The sequence below is a fragment of the Collimonas sp. genome (assembly GCF_035566375.1).
Lineage (GTDB): Bacteria > Pseudomonadota > Gammaproteobacteria > Burkholderiales > Burkholderiaceae_D > Collimonas.
Genome location: NZ_DATMRK010000046.1, coordinates 139393 through 153853 on the forward strand (window position 1 = coordinate 139393; position 14461 = coordinate 153853).

Below are 14461 nucleotides of genomic sequence, written 5' to 3' on the forward strand. Positions count from 1 at the left end.
TCCAAGTTGTTTAGTTAAAAATCCAAGCTTCGCTTAGTTACTCACTCTTACTCACTCAGTTACTCAATAGCCAGTTCAAGAATCGCACTGGTAGTACGGATTTCTGCGGCGGCATCGGAGATCCCGGCCAATACGGCCCGATGCAGATCCTTATGGTTGATCACGCTGCCGTCCCAGGTTTCAAGATCGCGGGTGGCGCTGGCGTCACTGGCGACGATGACCTTGTGACCATTGGCGACACCATCGAAAGCGGAAGCCGCCACGCAATTGTTAGTCATCAAACCGCTGATGATCAGCGTCTTGACACCCTTGGCCAGCAATTGCTGTTGCAAATCGGTGCCGGCAAATGAGCTCGCGAAAATCTTGCGGATGGTCGAATGGTGCGGCGCGCGCTGCACTTCCGGATGAATTTCAGCCATCACCGTATTTTGCGTGAACAGCGGCCGTGCTGCCGGGCTCCATTGCTGGATATGAAACACCGGCATGCCATGCCGGTCGGCCAGCGAGATCAGGCGATTGGCGTTACGCAGTACCTGCATACCGTCGGGAATCGGTAATTGACCGCTGAAATATTCGTTCTGGATATCAATCACCAGCAGCGCGGTCGATTTTGGATCGAGGCTGGTGCTGGGGGTAGCGCCAACGATGGTGCGAATGGTTGGGCTGCCGTTCAGTTTGCTGGTCGAGGTAGTCATGTGAACTCCGTGTTGTTTGTTGTGATCCGGAGTACACAGATTAAGCCCGCAGCCGTGCAGAGAACAGCCGGCTGGCGGCACATTATTTGTGCTGAATCAGCACAAATAATGGTTTCGGCGATCAATCCGCCAATGGCAACGGACTGGACGGCTTGATCTCCTCCAGGCAAACCATGGATCGCACACCGGCCACTCCCGGCACCTGCATCAAACGATCGGTCAGGAACGCCGACAGCGATTTCAGATCGCTGGCCGCCACCTTCAGCAGATAATCGAAATCCCCCGAAATCGTGTAGCACTCCAGGATTTCCGGAAACAGCCGGATCGCCTTTTCCAGCTTGCGCACCTGCTTGAACTGCTCGCGTGCGATGTTCAGGTTGACGAAGGCAACCACACCGAGCCCGATGGCGGCCGGCTCCACCTGCGCCGCGTAGCCGCGAATGACGCCGTCCTTCTCCAGCCGCTGCACGCGCCGGTAACACTGCGGCGGCGATAAATTGACTTGCTCGGACAGCTCCACATTCGAAGCGCGGCCGTTGGTCTGCAAAGTTCGCAGCAAAATACGGTCATAACGATCAAGCTTTTCCACCTTGGTCTCCTTTTATGCATGATTCGTGCACATTACATCGAATCGTTGAGCAATTACGCAAAAATATTTCCAACACTTGTGATTATCATGTAACCAGATGCAGCACACCGATAAAACGGCATTTTGCAGCTACCTCTAAGCGTCTCAGCCAGCGTCCGCCAGCGGACCAGATGTCATCGGCATATCAGCCCAGGCTAGGTTCTTAGAAGTGGCCTCACCCCAGGAGCAAACCATGAAGAACCACGCAATAACTCTCGAAGACCGCTATTGTGCGCACAACTACTCCCCGCTGCCGGTAGTGCTCAGCAGCGGCAAAGGCATCTGGCTGTGGGATCAGGACGGCAAGCGTTACATGGACATGATGTCGGCATATTCCGCTGTCAGCTTCGGCCATAGCCACCCTGACCTGGTCGCCGCATTGAGCAAACAGGCGGGCCAGCTGGCAGTCGTCTCCAGAGCGTTTTACAGCGACCAGCTGGGACCGTTCCTGCAATTGCTGTGTGAAATCACCGGCATGCCCAAGGCGCTGCCGATGAATAGCGGCGCAGAGGCGGTTGAAACCGCCATCAAGGCGGCCCGCAAATGGGGCCACAAGGTGAAAGGAATTGCCGACCAGACCGCCGAAATCATCGTTTGCCGCGGTAATTTTGCCGGCCGCACCACGACTATCGTCGGCTTTTCATCGGAAGCGCAGTACCGCGACGGTTTCGGTCCGTTTTCCGGCGGTTTCGTCAGCGTGCCGTTTGGCGATGCTGCCGCGCTGGAAGCCGCCATCACACCGCGTACCGCAGCCTTCCTGGTGGAGCCGATCCAGGGCGAAGCCGGCATCATCGTGCCGCCCGAAGGCTACCTGGCAAAATGCCGCGAAATCTGCGATCGCCACAATGTGCTGCTGATTTGCGACGAAGTGCAAACCGGGCTGGGCCGCACCGGCCGCCTGCTGGCCAGCGACCATGACGCTATCAAGCCGGACGGTTTGATTCTCGGCAAGGCGCTCGGCGGCGGCTTGCTGCCGGTATCGGCGTTTCTGGCCAGGGCAGACCTGATGGCGGTATTTACTCCCGGCGATCATGGCAGCACCTTTGGCGGCAACCCGCTCGCGGCCGCAGTCGGCCATGCCGCATTGCGCCTGCTGCGCGACGACAAGCTGGCAGACAACGCGCAACTCATGGGTGAGCGCTTACTGACGGGCTTGCGGGCGATATCGCACCCAGCTATCCGCGAAGTCCGTGGCAAAGGCCTGCTGATCGGCATGGATCTCGATCCTAGCTTTATTTCTGCGCGCGAATTCTGCGAGCGCCTGATGCAACAAGGAATTTTGTCTAAAGATACGCACGACACGGTGGTGCGCTTTGCACCGCCGCTGATCATTACCGCCAATGATATCGACGCTGCATTGGAAGCCATCAAGTATACATTTTCATCCCTATCTTCACCCCCCGCCCACCTGACCGAAAGGAGCTACGCATGACCAACCACCTGCTGGACCATACCGCGGAGGACACATTCCTGATGTGCGCTCCAGACCATTTTGAAGTTTCTTACGTCATTAATCCGTGGATGGCTGGCAATATTGCGCATGGCAACCGTAGTCTCGCCATGCAACAGTGGCTGGCGCTGGTGGAAGCCATCGGACAGGTTGCAAAGATCAAGATGATGCCGGCCATGCCGGGGGTGCCTGATCTGGTGTTTACTGCCAATGCCGGTGTGGTATTGGGCAATAAAGTTGTGCTCTCGCGTTTCCGCCATGTCGAACGGCAAGCCGAGGAAGTCTATTTCGAAGCCGCGTTTACCGCCCACGGTTTCGACGTGCTGACCTTGCCGCCGGAACTGCCTTTCGAAGGCGCTGGCGACGCCTTGATGGATCGCAGCGAAAATCTGTTGTGGTTCGGCCACGGCCATCGCTCGGATATTGCCTGTGCAACAAGATTGTCTGAATTACTGGAAATTGAAGTACAGCCGCTGAAGCTGGTCGATGCCCGCTTCTACCACCTGGACACCTGCTTTTGCCCGCTCGCCGGCGGTTATGTGATGTATTTCCCGGAAGCGTTCGACGCCGTCTCGCAAGCACACATTGCAGCCCGCGTTCCGGCTGACAAACGGATCATTGTCAGCAGTGAAGACGCCTTGCATTTTGCTTGCAATACCGTCAACTCAGGTCGCCATATCTTCTTGAACCAGGCGTCCGACGCCCTGGTTGCGCAGCTGCAAGCGCACGGTTTTATTGTGCATCAGACAGCACTGACCGAATTCCTCAAGGCCGGCGGCGCAGCAAAATGCCTGACCCTGAAGCTCAACGAGCCGCAACAAACCGTGGCGCAACTAGTCAGCCAGCAAGCGGCCTAAGGCATACGCAAGCCCTTGATTTAACGTATAATTTCTGGCATTGCCTTTGCAAACAACCCGGCGCTATCGGCGACCGGGTTTTTTGCGTTCATACCGACCAGAGTACGTAACTAAAGCACGCCATGACGCCTTCCGCAACCAGCCCGACCGTATCTACCGAAACCCGCCTGCGCCAGCTGCTGGCGCAACGCATCCTGATCCTGGATGGCGCGATGGGCACCATGATCCAGCAATACAAGCTGACGGAAGAAGATTATCGCGGCGGCCCCAAGGGCCGTTTCATCGACTTCACCGGCCCTGGCCGCGAGTTGTTCGTCAAGGGCAATAACGAACTGCTGTCGCTGACGCAGCCGCATATCATCAGCGCCATCCACGAGGAATATCTGGCGGCCGGCGCCGATCTGATCGAAAGCAACACCTTCGGCGCCACCACTGTGGCCCAAGACGATTACCACATGGCGCATCTGGCTTACGAGATGAATGTCGCCTCGGCGCGGCTGGCGCGTGCCGCCTGCGACAAATATTCGACACCGGACAAGCCGCGCTTCGTCGCCGGCGCGCTCGGACCGACGCCGAAAACCGCGTCGATCTCGCCGGACGTGAACGACCCGGCGGCGCGTAACGTCACTTTCGACCAGCTGGTCGCCTCGTATCTGGAACAAACCCGCGGCCTGGTCGAAGGCGGCGCCGACGTGCTGCTGGTCGAAACCATTTTCGATACCCTGAATTGCAAAGCTGCGCTGTTTGCCATCGATACCTTCTTTGAAGAATCGGGCCTGCGTTTACCGATCATGATTTCCGGCACCGTGACCGATGCTTCCGGACGCATTTTGTCGGGACAAACCGTGCCGGCGTTCTGGAATTCGATCCGCCACGCCAAGCCGCTGACGGTCGGCCTCAACTGCGCGCTGGGTGCGGCCCTGATGCGCCCCTACGCCGAAGAATTGTCGAAGATCGCCGATACCTTTGTCTGCATTTATCCGAACGCCGGCCTGCCTAACCCGATGAGCGATACCGGCTTTGACGAAACCCCGGATGTGACCTCGTCGCTGCTCAAGGATTTCGCTGAAAGCGGCTTCGTCAATATCGCCGGCGGTTGCTGCGGCACGACGCCGCCGCATATCAAGGCGATTGCCGACACTGTCGCCAGCATCGCGCCGCGCGCCGTGCCTGAGACCACACACGAAATGCGGCTGTCGGGCCTGGAACCATTCACCATCGACGATAACTCTTTGTTCGTCAACGTCGGCGAACGTACCAATGTCACCGGCTCCAAAGCCTTCGCACGCTTGATCCTCAACGAGCAATACGATGAGGCACTGACGGTAGCCCGCCAGCAAGTTGAAAACGGCGCGCAAGTGATCGATATCAACATGGATGAAGCGATGCTGGATTCGGTCGCCGCGATGCAGCGCTTCCTGAACCTGATCGCGTCGGAACCGGACATCGCCCGCGTGCCGATCATGATCGACTCGTCCAAATGGTCGGTGATTGAAGCCGGCCTGAAATGCGTGCAAGGCAAAGCCGTCGTCAACTCGATCTCGATGAAGGAAGGCGAACCGGAATTCCTGCGTCAGGCCAAATTGTGCCGCCGCTATGGGGCCGCCGTGATCGTCATGGCTTTCGATGAAAAAGGCCAGGCCGATACCTTCGAACGCAAGATCGAGATTTGCGCACGCGCCTACAAATTACTGGTCGAACAGATCGGCTTCCCGCCGGAAGACATCATTTTCGATCCCAACATTTTCGCCATCGCGACCGGCATCGAAGAGCACAACAACTACGCAGTCGATTTCATCAACGCCACCCGCTGGATCCGCGAGAACCTGCCGTACGCCAAGATCAGCGGCGGCGTTTCCAACGTCAGCTTCAGCTTCCGCGGCAACGATCCGGCGCGTGAAGCGATCCACACGGTATTCCTGTATCACGCCATCAAGGCTGGCATGACCATGGGCATCGTCAACGCCGGCATGATGGGCGTCTACGACAACCTGTCGGCCGAATTGCGCGAGCGGGTTGAGGATGTGGTGTTGAACCGGCGCGAGGATGCCACCGAACGCATGATCGAAATCGCCTCGACCTTGAAGGCCGGCGACAAGAAGGAAGAAGCGACGCTGGAATGGCGCAGCGGCACCGTGCAGCAACGGCTGGCGCACGCGCTGGTGCAAGGCATTACGCAATGGATCGTGGAAGATACCGAAGAGGCGCGCCAGGAACTGCTGAACAACGGCGGCCGGCCGATCCATGTGATCGAAGGGCCGCTGATGGATGGCATGAACATCGTCGGCGACCTGTTCGGCCAGGGCAAGATGTTCTTGCCGCAGGTGGTTAAATCGGCGCGCGTGATGAAGCAGGCGGTGGCACATCTGATTCCCTACATCGAGGAAGAAAAACGCCTGCACGAAGAACTGACCGGCATCGCCGCCAAACCCAAGGGCAAGATCGTGATTGCCACCGTCAAGGGCGACGTGCATGACATCGGCAAGAACATCGTCTCAGTGGTCTTGCAATGTAATAACTTCGAAGTGGTGAACATGGGTGTGATGGTGCCGTGTTCGGAAATCCTGGCCATGGCGAAGGCTGAGAATGCCGACATCATCGGCTTGAGCGGCTTGATCACGCCGTCATTGGAAGAGATGGCGCACGTCGCCAAGGAAATGCAGCGCGATCCGTATTTCCGCAGCGTCAAGATGCCGCTGCTGATCGGCGGCGCCACCACCAGCCGTGCGCATACCGCAGTCAAGATCGCACCGAATTACGAAGGCCCGGTAGTCTACGTGCCGGACGCTTCGCGCTCGGTATCGGTGGCGCAGTCTCTGCTGACGCCGGAACAACGCGATCAGTACATCGATGAAATCGCCGTCGATTACGAAAGAATCCGCGAGCAGCACGCCAACAAGAAAGCGGTGCCGCTGCTGACGCTGGCGGCGGCTCGCGAGAATCGTACGCGCTTGCAGTTTGCACCGGTCAAGCCGAAGTTCATCGGCCGCCGCGTCTTCAAGAACGTTGATCTGGGCACGCTGGCGCGTTACATCGACTGGGGGCCTTTCTTCCAGACCTGGGATCTGGCCGGCCCCTATCCTGCCATCCTCAAGGATGAGGTGGTGGGCGAAGCGGCCAGCAAGGTATTCGAAGAAGGCCAGGCGCTGCTGAAGAAAGTGATCGACGGCCGCTGGCTGACCGCCAACGGCGTCATCGCACTGATGCCGGCCAATACGGTAAATGACGACGACATCGAAATCTATACCGACGACACACGCGAAAAAATCGCCTTCACCTACTACGGCTTGCGTCAGCAAACCGTGAAGCCGGTGATCGACGGCGTTGCCCGTCCGAATCAATGCCTGGCCGATTTCATTGCGCCGAAATCATCCGGGATTTCCGACTACATCGGCTTGTTCGCGGTCACCAGCGGCATCGGCATCGAGAAGTACGAAAAGCGCTTCGAAGATGCGCACGACGATTATTCGTCGATCATGCTGAAGTCGCTGGCTGACCGTCTGGCGGAAGCCTTCGCCGAATACATGCATGAACGGGTGCGCAAGGATTTGTGGGGTTATGTGCCTGATGAAAGCCTGTCCAACGAAGCCTTGATCAAGGAAAGCTACAGCGGCATCCGCCCGGCCCCCGGTTATCCGGCCTGCCCGGAACACACGGTCAAGGCCGATATGTTCCAGCTGCTGCAATGCGACGAAATCGGCATGCAAGTCACCGAGTCATTCGCCATGTTCCCGGGTGCTGCGGTGTCTGGCTTTTACTTCGCGCATCCTGAGTCGAAGTATTTTGTGGTCGGCAAGATCGGCGACGACCAGGTCAGCGATATGGCGGCGCGGCGCGATGCCAGCAAGGACGATGTGGAGCGCTGGCTGGCGCCGAATTTGTAAGACTAAAAAGGGGGGTAGCGCCCCTTTTTTAATCTACCTGGCTGTCAATCACCACCCAGGTGAATGAACTTGAACAGGAAGATTGCCGCAATAAACCACACCATCACCGGCACTTGCTTGACGCGGCCGGTGAACAGTTTCAGCGCTGCATAAGAAATGAAACCGAAGGCAATCCCGTTGGCAATCGAATAGGTGAACGGGATCATCAGCACGGTGATCACAGCCGGTACGCTTTCGGTGCTGTCTTCCCAGTTCAGGTGCACCAGTTCGCGCAGCATCAAACCGGCGACATAAAACAATGCCGGCGCCGTAGCGTAGGCGGGCACCGCGCCGGCCAGCGGCGAAATGAACAGGCAGGCCAGGAACAGGATGCCGACCGCCAGCGAAGTCAAACCGGTACGGCCGCCAGCCTGGACCCCGGCGGCGCTTTCGACATAGGCCGTGGTGCTGGAGGTACCCAGCAGGGTACCGGCCACAATCGCTGTACTGTCCGCCAGTAAAGCCTTGTTAAGGCGTGCCATCTTGCCGTTGACCAACAAACCGGCACGGTTCGCCACACCCATCATGGTGCCGGTCGCGTCGAACATCTCGACCAGGAAAAACACCAGTACGATGTTCATGACGCCCATCGACAAGGCGCCCATAATGTCGAGCTTGAACAGGGTCGGCTCTATCGATGGCGGCAGCGCCACCACGCCGGTGAAGGTATTGCCGCCGACCACAAAGCTCAGCACGGTAACAGTCAGGATGCCGATCAGGATCGCCCCCTTGACCTTGAGGTGATCGAGCACCACGATCAGCAGGAAACCGATAATCGAGAGGATCACCGGGATCTGGTGGAGGTCGCCGATTTGCACGAAAGTGGCTGGATTGGCGACCACCAGGCCCGAGCTCTTGAGCGCGATAAAACCGAGGAACAAACCAATCCCGGAGGTGATCGCAATCCGTATCGTGGGCGGAATGCCGTTGACGATCATGCCGCGGATGCCGACCAGGCTGACAATGATAAACAGGCAACCGGAAATGAAGACGGCGCCCAGCGCCACTTCCCAGGACACGCCCATGCCCTTCACCACCGCGTAGGCAAAGTAAGCATTGAGGCCCATGCCGGGCGCCAGCGCAATCGGATAGTTGGCGTACAAGGCCATGATCAGGGTGCCGATGGCGGCCGCCACGCAGGTGGCGACGAAGACTGCGCCCTTCGGCATGCCGGCGTCGCCCAGGATGGCCGGATTGACGAAGATGATGTAAGCCATCGTCAGGAAGGTGGTCAGGCCGGCGATCAGTTCGGTGCGAACGTCAGTACCGTTTTCTTTCAGTTTGAAAAAATTCTCGAGCAACTGCATTGTGTGTCTCCTTGATTATTGTTGTTTTTGGTTTTCTGGCTGCCGCGTTGCTCCGTTTGCTGCGGAGTTCCGAGAAAATAGGGTGTTGCAGAACGAGGTCACAAGTATGCTCCAGGGTAAATATCAATTATTCCAGCGTGATGATAACCGCTCCCGCCACGGCTTTGATAGCCCTGCAATTGCTGCCGCCAGGAATTTCATGCCTCTCAAGCACTTCAAAAATTAGCAAATGCATCACAAAGCAAGAACATCTCGTCGACGATAGTGATATTTGCAATTATGTATGGCTTATGCATTCTCTATTCCATTTCAGAGATACCTGACATTAGCCGTTTCGCTATATGGAGCGACGGCGCGAATGCTAATCTAAGCTCATAATTAATACACCGTTGCAAAGTCAGTCTAACCATATCTGACCTATACCTATGCACTGCTCCGCAGCCAGGCAATCCCGGCAATACGGTCCAAAAGGCATAGTTCTTGCAGCAGTCGCCAAATCTGATTGGAGATCGTCTTGTCTACATCCGCATCTAATTCCACGGCCGATAATGGGGCCAATAAGGTCGCCGATAGCGTCATCCGCTTCTACTACCGTGGCGAAATCCATTCGGTAGACCAGGCCGCGCCTACCCGCACTATCCTGCAACACTTGCGAGAGGACCTGCACTGCACCGGCAGCAAGGAAGGCTGCGCCGAAGGCGATTGCGGCGCCTGTACCGTTGTCATCGGCGAACAGACCGCCGACGGCGTCACGCTGAAATCGGTCAATTCCTGCATCCAGTTTCTGCCTACGCTAGACGGCAAGGCCTTGTATACAGTCGAAGACTTGAAGCAAAACAACGGCGCCTTGCATCCGGTCCAGCAAGCCATGGTCGAATGCCACGGCTCGCAATGCGGTTTCTGCACCCCCGGTTTTGTGATGTCGCTGTGGGATTTATACCTGAAAAACGATGGCAGCCAGGCCTCCGCCTGCAAGTCGGCAGGCGCGTGCCAGCCGTTGCAACGCAAGGATATCGACATCGCGCTATCAGGCAATCTGTGCCGCTGCACCGGCTACCGTCCGATCATCGACGCCGCACACCGGATGGGCGAGTTGCCGGCAGTCGGCTTCGACCGTGAAGCCTTGCAACACGCGCTGCAGCCTTTGCAACGTGACGACATATTCGTCTACAAGCACGATGGCCAGACTTTCTACGCACCGCGCACCCTGGCGCAACTGGTGGAAGTACGCGCCGCCAAACCGAACGCACGCATCCTGGCCGGCTCGACCGATGTCGGCCTGTGGGTCACCAAGCAGATGCGCGATCTGGGCGACATCATTTACCTCGGCCAGGTGACCGAACTGAACGCGATGGTCACGCGCGACGGACAACTTGAAATTGGCGCCGGCGTAACGCTGAATGACGCCTACGCCGAGATCTGCAAGCACTACCCGGAATTATCGGAAATGTGGCAACGCTTTGCCTCGCTGCCGATCCGCAATGCCGGCACTTTGGGCGGCAATGTCGCCAACGGCTCGCCTATCGGCGACTCGCCGCCGTGGCTGATTGCACTTGGCGCGCAAGTGGTGCTGCGCGGTCCGGCCGGGCAACGCGTGATGCCGCTGGAAGCTTTGTATCTGGACTACATGAAGAAAGACATGCAGGCCGATGAATTTGTCGAAGGCGTACGCATTCCATTGCCGCATGCCGGACAACGTTTCCGTACTTACAAACTGGCCAAGCGTTTCGACCAGGACATTTCAGCCGTCTGCGCTGCGTTTTCCGTCACCCTCGACGGCGACAAGATCCGCGATATCCGGATCGCCTTCGGCGGCATGGCAGCGACACCTAAACGTGCGGCACTGACTGAAGCTGCATTGCGCGGCCAGGTCTGGAGCGAAAGCGTGATGGAAACCGCGGTCGCGCTGATGACCGACGATTACAAACCGCTCTCCGATATGCGCGCCTCCGCCGAGTACCGGATGAAGACGTCGCAGAACCTGCTGCGCCGGTTCTGGCTGGAAACCCGTGTCGATGCGCCGTTGCGTAGCGATCAGGTGAATCCTTTTGTGTGTGCTTGAGTGCCCCATAAGTCCACAGCCGGCGAAGATAAAGAGTAGACACCATGAATAAGCAAACTGAAAATTTTATGAAAACCGTGCAGCCAGGCAGCAGCACTGCCTGGGCTGAGGTCGGGCAATCGCATCCGCACGAATCGGCGATATTGCATGTGCTGGGCGAGGCTACCTACACCGACGATATCCCGGAAGCGCAAGGCACGCTGCACGCCGCGCTCGGCATGTCGCAAAAAGCCCACGCGCGGATTCGCTCGATCAACCTCGATGCCGTGCGCAGCGCACCTGGTGTGGTGGCAGTCTTCACGGAAGCCGACATCCCCGGCACCAACGATTGCGGCCCCATTCTTCACGACGATCCGATTCTGGCCAAGGGTCTGGTCGAATATGTGGGACAGCCGATCTTCGCGGTAGTCGCCGACAGCCATGACAACGCCCGTCGCGCAGTGCGCAAGGTAGTCATCGACTATGAAGAGTTGCCCGCCATCCTGACGCCGCAAGCCGCGCACGCTGCGAAGTCCTATGTGTTGCCGCCGATGCACCTGGAGCGCGGCAATGCACAGCAAGCTTTCGAGACTGCGCCACATCGTGCCAGTGGCCAGTTGTATGTCGGCGGCCAGGAACAGTTTTACCTGGAAGGCCAGATTTCCTACGCCATCCCGAAAGAACAAAACGGCATGCTGGTATTGTGTTCGACCCAGCATCCAACCGAAATGCAGCACGTGGTTGCGCACGCGCTGGGTGTGCATTCGCATAACATCGTGGTGGAGTGCCGGCGCATGGGCGGCGGCTTCGGCGGCAAGGAATCGCAATCGGCCTTGTGGGCGGCGGTGGCAGCAATTGCTGCGGCCAAGCTGAAACGCCCGGTCAAGCTGCGCGCCGACCGCGACGACGACATGATGGTCACCGGTAAACGCCATTGCTTCTTTTACGATTACGAAGTCGGTTACGACGATGCTGGCCGGATTGTCGCCGCAAAAGTCGACATGGTAAGCCGCGCCGGTTTCTCGGCCGACTTGTCGGCGCCGGTGGCCACCCGCGCCGTCTGCCACTTCGACAATACCTACTACCTGTCCGATGTCGACATCAGGGCGAGTTGCGGCAAGACCAATACCCAATCGAACACCGCCTTCCGTGGTTTCGGCGGCCCGCAGGGGGCGATTGCGATCGAATACATCGTCGACGAAATCGCCCGTAACCTGGGACGCGATGCGCTCGATATCCGCAAGCTGAATTTCTACGGCCGCAACGATGAAGAAGGCCGCAACGTCACGCAATACGGTCAAAAAATCGTCGATAACGTGATCCATGAACTGGTGGCCGAGCTGGAAGCCAGCAGTGAGTACCGGCAACGCCGCGCCGCCGTCGCAGCGTTCAATGCGTCTAGCCCGGTACTGAAAAAGGGCCTGGCGCTGACACCGGTCAAATTCGGTATCGCTTTCAACGTCACCCATTTCAACCAGGCCGGCGCGCTGGTGCACGTCTACACCGACGGCTCGGTACTGGTCAATCACGGCGGCACCGAAATGGGCCAGGGTATCAATACCAAAGTGGCGCAGGTGGTGGCGCATGAACTCGGTATCCCGCTGGAACTGGTACGCGTCAGCGCGACCGACACCAGCAAGGTCGCCAATACTTCGGCAACTGCAGCCTCCACCGGCGCCGACCTGAACGGCAAGGCGGCGCAAGACGCGGCGCATACGATTCGTCAGCGCCTGGCGGAATTTTTTGCCAAATTGCACGGCGGTGACGCCAAAGCTGTGACGTTTGCAGCCGGTGCTGTCCATCTCGGCGAGCACAGCTTGGCGTTTGGCGATCTGGCGCAAAAGGCCTATCTGTCGCGGGTGCAATTGTGGTCAGACGGTTTCTACGCCACGCCCGGCCTGCATTGGGATCCGAAAACCATGACCGGCCGGCCGTTCTCTTACTTTGCCTACGGCGCTTCGGTATCGGAAGTGGTGGTCGACACCTTCACCGGCGAATGGAAATTGCTGCGCGCGGATGCTTTGTACGATGCCGGCCATTCGCTCAATCCGGCGATAGATATCGGCCAGGTTGAAGGAGCTTTCATTCAAGGCATGGGTTGGCTCACCACCGAAGAACTGTGGTGGAACAAGGACGGCAAGCTGATGACCCACGCGCCGTCGACATACAAGATCCCCGGCATTTCCGATTGCCCTGAAGATTTCCGCGTCAAGCTGTTCAAGAACCGCAACGTTGAAGACAGCATCCATCGCTCCAAAGCCGTCGGCGAACCGCCTTTGCTGTTGCCATTCTCGGTATTCTTCGCGATCCGCGACGCGATCGCCAGCGTTGGCGGCAACCGCTTCAATCCGCCGCTGAATGCGCCGGCGACCAGCGAAGCGATTCTCAAGTCAGTCGATGCCGTACGTGACATCGCAAGCGCCATGTCGCGGACCAGTTGATCGACACATAGCGGGAGATTCCCCATGAGCAACTGGCTGGATGCGCTTACCACGCTGATCACGCAACCCTCGCAAACCACTACGGCGATCCTGGTCACCGTGGCGCAGGTCGAGGGTTCCGGTCCGCGTGAGCCGGGCGCAAAAATGGTGGTGACTGCGGTCGGCCAGTTCGACACTATCGGTGGCGGCCATCTCGAATTGCAGGCGATCAGAATCGCCCGCGAAATGCTGGACGAAGGCTTGTCGTTAAGCCGCGAACGTCGTCTGCAACGTTTTTCTCTCGGGCCATCGCTGGGCCAATGCTGCGGCGGCGTCGTGCATCTGGCGTTTGAACGGGTAACGGCTGCCGCGGCCGACTATTTCAGTTTCCTGCAGCGCCGCTTGCGCGAGGGTGAAGACAGCTGGCGTCTGGTCGCCCTGGATGACGCCGCGCCGCCGGCATTGACCGACGGCGATGGCGAGCGCCTGCACGGACCGGGACGTTTGCCGACCCTGCCGTCTTTATCGACGCCATCGGCCAAGGCGCTCGGCGCTTGCCTGATCTTGCGCGATGATCACGGCCGCCGCTGGTTGCTGGATGCCTGCCTGGCGACCCGGCCGCTGTTGTTTCTGTTTGGCGCCGGCCATGTCGGCGCGGCGATCGTCAAGGCGCTCGGCGATTTGCCGTGCCGCGTGGTCTGGATCGACGAGCGGGAAGAAATGTTCCCGGACCAGTTGCCGGCCAATGTTTGCGTGGAAGCGACCGATACGCCGGAGGCCTTGGTCGATAGCGCTCCGGACGGTTCCAGCTTCCTGGTCATGACCCATAATCACGCATTGGACCAGCGCTTGTCGGCACAGATTCTGCAGCGCGATGGGGTTGCCTGGTTCGGCCTGATCGGTTCGAAGAGCAAGCGCATGCAATTCGAGCATCGTTTGCACGAGCGCGGCATAGCGCTGGAACGGCTGGCCGACATGGTCTGCCCTATCGGCATACCGGGCATTATCGGCAAGGAACCCGCTGTCATCGCCGCCTCGGTCACTGCGCAGTTGCTTCAGGTTTGGGAGCAAATTGCCAAACAACAGCAGACAGCAGCGCCGCAATTGCGGCTGCAACTTGTCAGCGAAATCTAGTTTAAA

Annotated in this window: 9 protein-coding genes; 6 read left to right on the forward strand and 3 right to left on the reverse strand. The window is 58.4% G+C overall.

Going from position 1 to position 14461, the window contains the following annotated elements:
- Nucleotides 1-59: 59 nt before the first annotated feature.
- Nucleotides 60-695: a cysteine hydrolase family protein gene (locus VNZ60_RS14700; protein WP_325660345.1), complete on the reverse strand. Its 636-nt coding sequence runs from the start codon at nucleotides 693-695 to the stop codon at nucleotides 60-62.
- Between the two features lie 121 nt (nucleotides 696-816).
- Complete coding sequence (locus tag VNZ60_RS14705; protein WP_325660347.1) at nucleotides 817-1284, reverse strand: Lrp/AsnC family transcriptional regulator; 468 nt, start codon at nucleotides 1282-1284, stop codon at nucleotides 817-819.
- Between the two features lie 232 nt (nucleotides 1285-1516).
- Between VNZ60_RS14705 and rocD the strand changes: the two genes are divergently transcribed.
- From rocD to metH, 3 genes are all read left to right on the forward strand, one after another.
- Nucleotides 1517-2755, forward strand: coding sequence for an ornithine--oxo-acid transaminase (gene rocD, locus VNZ60_RS14710; RefSeq protein WP_325660348.1), 1239 nt, complete (start codon nucleotides 1517-1519; stop codon nucleotides 2753-2755).
- Nucleotides 2752-3630 carry a dimethylarginine dimethylaminohydrolase family protein gene (locus tag VNZ60_RS14715; RefSeq protein WP_325660349.1) on the forward strand — a complete coding sequence of 293 codons (879 nt, stop codon included), beginning with the start codon at nucleotides 2752-2754 and terminating at the stop codon, nucleotides 3628-3630. The genes rocD and VNZ60_RS14715 overlap by 4 nt, the downstream gene beginning before the upstream one ends.
- 122 nt (nucleotides 3631-3752) lie before the next feature.
- Complete coding sequence (metH, locus tag VNZ60_RS14720) at nucleotides 3753-7514, forward strand: methionine synthase (protein WP_325660350.1); 3762 nt, start codon at nucleotides 3753-3755, stop codon at nucleotides 7512-7514.
- A gap of 44 nt (nucleotides 7515-7558) precedes the next feature.
- Here the strand turns inward: metH and VNZ60_RS14725 are convergent, their stop codons facing one another.
- Nucleotides 7559-8860 carry an NCS2 family permease gene (locus tag VNZ60_RS14725; RefSeq protein WP_325660352.1) on the reverse strand — a complete coding sequence of 434 codons (1302 nt, stop codon included), beginning with the start codon at nucleotides 8858-8860 and terminating at the stop codon, nucleotides 7559-7561.
- A gap of 577 nt (nucleotides 8861-9437) precedes the next feature.
- On the opposite strand from VNZ60_RS14725, the gene xdhA reads away from it, so the two are divergent.
- Genes xdhA through xdhC form a run of 3 tightly spaced genes read left to right on the forward strand, consistent with a single transcriptional unit; the run spans nucleotide 9438 to nucleotide 14455 of the window.
- A complete protein-coding gene (gene xdhA, locus VNZ60_RS14730; protein ID WP_325660407.1) occupies nucleotides 9438-10922 on the forward strand; it encodes a xanthine dehydrogenase small subunit in 1485 nt (494 codons plus the stop codon).
- Nucleotides 10923-10966: 44 nt separating this feature from the next.
- Nucleotides 10967-13342 (forward strand): xanthine dehydrogenase molybdopterin binding subunit, encoded by a 2376-nt coding sequence (gene xdhB, locus VNZ60_RS14735; RefSeq protein ID WP_325660353.1) that lies wholly within the window; start codon nucleotides 10967-10969, stop codon nucleotides 13340-13342.
- Between the two features lie 24 nt (nucleotides 13343-13366).
- Nucleotides 13367-14455, forward strand: a complete 1089-nt coding sequence (gene xdhC / locus VNZ60_RS14740; protein WP_325660355.1) for a xanthine dehydrogenase accessory protein XdhC — start codon at nucleotides 13367-13369, stop codon at nucleotides 14453-14455.
- Nucleotides 14456-14461: the final 6 nt, after the last annotated feature.

Excerpts from the sequence above, each read along its gene's own strand:
- VNZ60_RS14700 (WP_325660345.1), bottom strand. The coding sequence starts at position 695 with ATGACTACCTCGACCAGCAAACTGAACGGCAGCCCAACCATTCGCACC.
- rocD (WP_325660348.1), top strand. The coding sequence starts at position 1,517 with ATGAAGAACCACGCAATAACTCTCGAAGACCGCTATTGTGCGCACAAC.
- VNZ60_RS14715 (WP_325660349.1), top strand. The coding sequence starts at position 2,752 with ATGACCAACCACCTGCTGGACCATACCGCGGAGGACACATTCCTGATG.
- metH (WP_325660350.1), top strand. The coding sequence starts at position 3,753 with ATGACGCCTTCCGCAACCAGCCCGACCGTATCTACCGAAACCCGCCTG.
- VNZ60_RS14725 (WP_325660352.1), bottom strand. The coding sequence starts at position 8,860 with ATGCAGTTGCTCGAGAATTTTTTCAAACTGAAAGAAAACGGTACTGAC.
- xdhB (WP_325660353.1), top strand. The coding sequence starts at position 10,967 with ATGAATAAGCAAACTGAAAATTTTATGAAAACCGTGCAGCCAGGCAGC.
- xdhC (WP_325660355.1), top strand. The coding sequence starts at position 13,367 with ATGAGCAACTGGCTGGATGCGCTTACCACGCTGATCACGCAACCCTCG.